This is a genomic window from Dietzia sp. CQ4 (genome assembly GCF_014145125.1).
Lineage (GTDB): Bacteria > Actinomycetota > Actinomycetes > Mycobacteriales > Mycobacteriaceae > Dietzia > Dietzia natronolimnaea.
Map to the genome: position 1 here is coordinate 1 of NZ_JAALDZ010000189.1, position 3,797 is coordinate 3,797.

Annotated in this window: 4 protein-coding genes; all 4 read left to right on the forward strand. The window is 70.1% G+C overall.

The window, feature by feature from the left end; translation table 11 throughout:
- A partial coding sequence (urtB, locus tag G6031_RS11410; protein WP_182653326.1) for an urea ABC transporter permease subunit UrtB occupies positions 1-852 on the forward strand: 852 nt, incomplete at its 5' end.
- A complete protein-coding gene (gene urtC, locus G6031_RS11415) occupies positions 849-2,066 on the forward strand; it encodes an urea ABC transporter permease subunit UrtC (protein ID WP_182653327.1) in 1,218 nt (405 codons plus the stop codon). The genes urtB and urtC, both read left to right, overlap by 4 nt.
- Positions 2,063-2,968, forward strand: a complete 906-nt coding sequence (urtD, locus tag G6031_RS11420) for an urea ABC transporter ATP-binding protein UrtD (RefSeq protein ID WP_241737311.1) — start codon at positions 2,063-2,065, stop codon at positions 2,966-2,968. Before urtC ends, urtD begins: the two co-directional genes overlap by 4 nt.
- Positions 2,965-3,666, forward strand: coding sequence for an urea ABC transporter ATP-binding subunit UrtE (gene urtE / locus G6031_RS11425; protein ID WP_179523259.1), 702 nt, complete (start codon positions 2,965-2,967; stop codon positions 3,664-3,666). The genes urtD and urtE overlap by 4 nt, the downstream gene beginning before the upstream one ends.
- The last annotated feature ends 131 nt before the right edge of the window (positions 3,667-3,797 follow it).

Sequence of the window (3,797 nt, forward strand, 5' to 3'; positions counted from 1 at the left end):
CTGAGCATCGGCTCGATCCTGTTGCTCGCAGCGCTCGGCCTGTCCCTGACCTTCGGGCAGATGGGCGTCATCAACATGGCGCACGGCGAGTTCATCATGGCCGGCTGCTACACGGCCTACGTCATCCAACAATTCGTCGCCGCCTCCGGTGCGGGGCTGGCGATCTCCCTCGTGGCGGGGTTCGTGGTGGGCGGGTTGCTCGGGGTGATCCTCGAGGTGCCGCTCATCAGACGGCTGTACGCCCGACCGCTCGACACACTGCTCGTCACCTTCGGCGTCGGGCTGGTGCTGCAACAGATCGCGCGCGACATCTGGGGAGCCCCCGCCGTCAACGTCGAGGTGCCCGCGTTCCTCCGCGGGAACCTGGTCCTGCTCGGGGCCTCCGTCCCGTACACGCGGGTCTTCATCTTCCTCCTGGCCGTGGCGTGCGTCGCCGCACTCATGGCGGCCATGCGGTTCACCCCGATGGGGCGGCGCATCCGGGCCGTCACCCTCAACCGCGACCTCGCCGAGAGCTCCGGCATCAACTCACGCCGCAGCGACCTGACCACGTTCTTCATCGGCTCCGGCCTCGCGGGGGTGGCGGGCGTGGCGCTGACTCTCATCGGTTCGACGAGCCCCACCATCGGGCAGTCCTACCTCATCGACGCCTTCCTCGTGGTGGTGGTCGGGGGCCTCGGTCAGCTGAGGGGCGCCGTCATCGCGGCCTTCGCGCTGGGGATCCTCAACTCGTTCTTCGAATACTCCACGACCGCCTCCGTGGCGAAGGTGCTCGTCTTCGTGACGATCATCGTCTTCCTCCAGATCCGCCCGCAGGGGCTGTTCGCCGTCAAGACCAGGAGCCTGGCATGACCGACACCGCCACCATCGGCACCACCACCCCGGACCCGGCCGAGCCGGCCGCGGGTCGTCGGGGACGGCCACCTCGTCTGCCCCTGCCCGGCGCGCTGACCACCGAGGGCGAACGACCCCGTTGGGTGTTCTGGGTGGCGCTCGCCGTCGCCGCGATCCTCATCTTCGGCGTCGCACCCGTCCTGTTGAGCGAGTTCCGGCTCAACCTGCTGGCCAAGTTCTTCTGCTTCGGCATCGTCGCCAGCGGGATCGGGCTGGCGTGGGGGCGGGGCGGCATGCTGACGCTCGGCCAGGGCGTGTACTTCGGCGTCGGCGCGTACGCCATGGCGATGTACCTCAAGCTCGCCGACGCCCGCGACCGCGGCGGTCCCGACGCCCTGCCGGACTTCATGCAGATCGCCGGGATGCGGTCGCTGCCCGGGTATTGGGAACCGTTCGCCTCGCCGATCTTCACCCTCGTGGTGATCCTGCTCCTGCCACCCCTGCTGGCCTTCGGGTTCGGGTACCTGGTGTTCAACCGCAAGGTCAAGGGCGCCTACTTCGCGATCCTGTCCCAGGCCCTCGCGGCCGCCGCCGCGATCTTCCTGGTCAGCCGACCCGAGCTCGGCGGCTCCAACGGGCTCAACCGGTTCACCGGGTTCTTCGGCTTCGCCCTGTCGGATCCGGCCAACCGCCAGATGCTGTACTTCATCACCGGCGGCGCGCTCATCGGCGTGGTGTTGCTGGTGCGCCAGTTCATGCACTCGCGCTTCGGTGAGCTGCTCGTGGCCGTCCGCGACCAGGAGGAGCGGGTCCGCTTCCTGGGGTACGACCCGGCGCTGGTCAAGTCCCTGGCGTACGCGGTCGCCGCCTTCGCCGCCGGGATCGCCGGCGCGCTGTTCGTCCCGATCGTCGGGATCATCTCGCCCTCGGCGATCGGCATCGCCCCGTCGATCGCGTTCCTCATCGGCGTCGCGATCGGCGGCCGGGCCACCCTGCTCGGCCCGGTCCTGGGAGCGATCGGCGTGGCCTGGGCGCAGACGACCTTCTCCGAGGCCTACCCGTCGCAGTGGACCTACCTGCAGGGTGTGCTCTTCATCGTCGTCGTGGGCTTCCTGCCCGGCGGCCTGGCCAGCCTGTTCGTCATCCGCCGGCGCCGCAGGTCCACCGGGTCCGGCCCCGCGACCCCCGCCACCACCGGATCAACCGGATCCAACACGGAGGAGACCCCATGACCCCCACCGCTGTGGCCACCGACTCGACCGGGGCCGGAGGCGGCCGCGCGGGCGCCTCGACGGGACGGACCTACCTGGAGGTCCGCGGTCTGACCGTCTCGTTCGACGGGTTCCGCGCCGTCGACGGGGTGGACCTGACGCTGATCCAGGGAGACCTCAAGTTCCTCATCGGACCCAACGGCGCGGGCAAGACCACCGTCGTCGACGCGATCACGGGGCTGGTCCCGGCGACGGGGACGGTCGACAAGACCGGGCAACCGGTGCTGGGGATGAAGACCCACAAGATCGCGCGCATGGGGATCGGCCGCACCTTCCAGACGGCCAGTATCTTCGAGGACCTCACGGTGGAGCAGAACCTGGACATCGCGGCCGGCTCCGGTCGGGGATGGGTGACCCTGCTCCGTCGGCGCCGCGGCCGCGCGACCGTGGTCTCCGAGGCGCTGGACACCATCGGTCTCGAGCACCTGGCCGGCACCAAGGCCGGGGTGTTGGCCCACGGTCAGAAGCAGTGGCTGGAGATCGGCATGCTGCTCGTCCAGGACTCCGACGTGATGCTCCTCGACGAGCCCGTCGCCGGCATGGGGGCGGACGAGCGCAAGGCCACCGGCGAACTGCTCCAGCGCATCGCCGCCGACCGCACGGTGGTGGTGGTGGAGCACGACATGGACTTCATGCGCGATTTCGCCACCTCGGTCACCGTCCTCGCGGCCGGCAAGGTCCTGGCCGAGGGCACGGTCGCCGAGATCCAGGCCGACCCCAATGTCCAGCAGGTGTACCTGGGCACCGCGGCCGCCACCGGCACCGAGTTGGAAACCGGTACCGAGCCGGAAAACGGTACCGAACCGGAAAGCGGCACCGAACCGGAAAGCGGTACCGAACCCGAGATGGAGTCAGACGAATGAGCGCACTACTGCAGATGTCGGGCGTCCGCGCCGGGTACGGCGGGTCCGAGGTGCTCCACGGGGTGGACCTGGAGGTCCCCGCCGGGGGCGTGGCCGCGGTGCTCGGTCACAACGGGGCGGGAAAGACGACCCTGCTGCGGGCCGCCGTCGGCCTGCTGCCGTGCAAGGCCGGCACGATCACCTTCGACGGCCAGGACATCACCGGACTCAAACCGCATGGCCGAGTGGCGCTGGGAATCGGCTACGTGCCCCAGGGTCAGCAGTCGTTCACCCAGCTCACGACCGCCGAGAACCTGCGGGTCGTGGCGGACGGGCGCAAGCGGGGGAAGGCGCTCATCGACGAGTCGCTCGACCTGTTCCCGGCGCTCAAGGAGCTGCTGGATCGGAAGGCCGGGTTGCTCTCCGGTGGGCAGCGGCAGCAGCTGGCGATCGCCCGGGCGCTCATCACCGAGCCGCGGTTGCTGGTGCTGGACGAGCCGACCGAGGGCATCCAGCCCAATGTCGTGGCCGAGATCGAGCGGATCATCGTGGACCTGGCCTCGCGCGGCGACCTGTCCGTGCTGCTGGTCGAGCAGCACGTGGGGTTCTCCCTGAGGGCCTCGGACGTGTTCTACGTGGTGGAGTCGGGCCGGGTCACCCACTCGGGCGCCTCCGACGACACCGCCGCCCACGAGGTGACGTCGGCGCTGGCGATCTGAGCGAACCGGTCCCCTCGCCAAGAGCGTTCCGCACACATCGGCCGAGAGGCGGGTGTGCGGAACGCTCTTCTCGATGCCGCGGGCCGGGCCGCGGACCGGGCGGCGGGCCGGGCGGCGGGGCCGGTCAGCGC

What these genes read in the sequence shown, in the direction of transcription:
- urtD (WP_241737311.1), top strand. Translation starts at nt 2,063, where the DNA reads ATGACCCCCACCGCTGTGGCCACCGACTCGACCGGGGCCGGAGGCGGC.
- urtE (WP_179523259.1), top strand. Translation starts at nt 2,965, where the DNA reads ATGAGCGCACTACTGCAGATGTCGGGCGTCCGCGCCGGGTACGGCGGG.
- urtC (WP_182653327.1), top strand. Translation starts at nt 849, where the DNA reads ATGACCGACACCGCCACCATCGGCACCACCACCCCGGACCCGGCCGAG.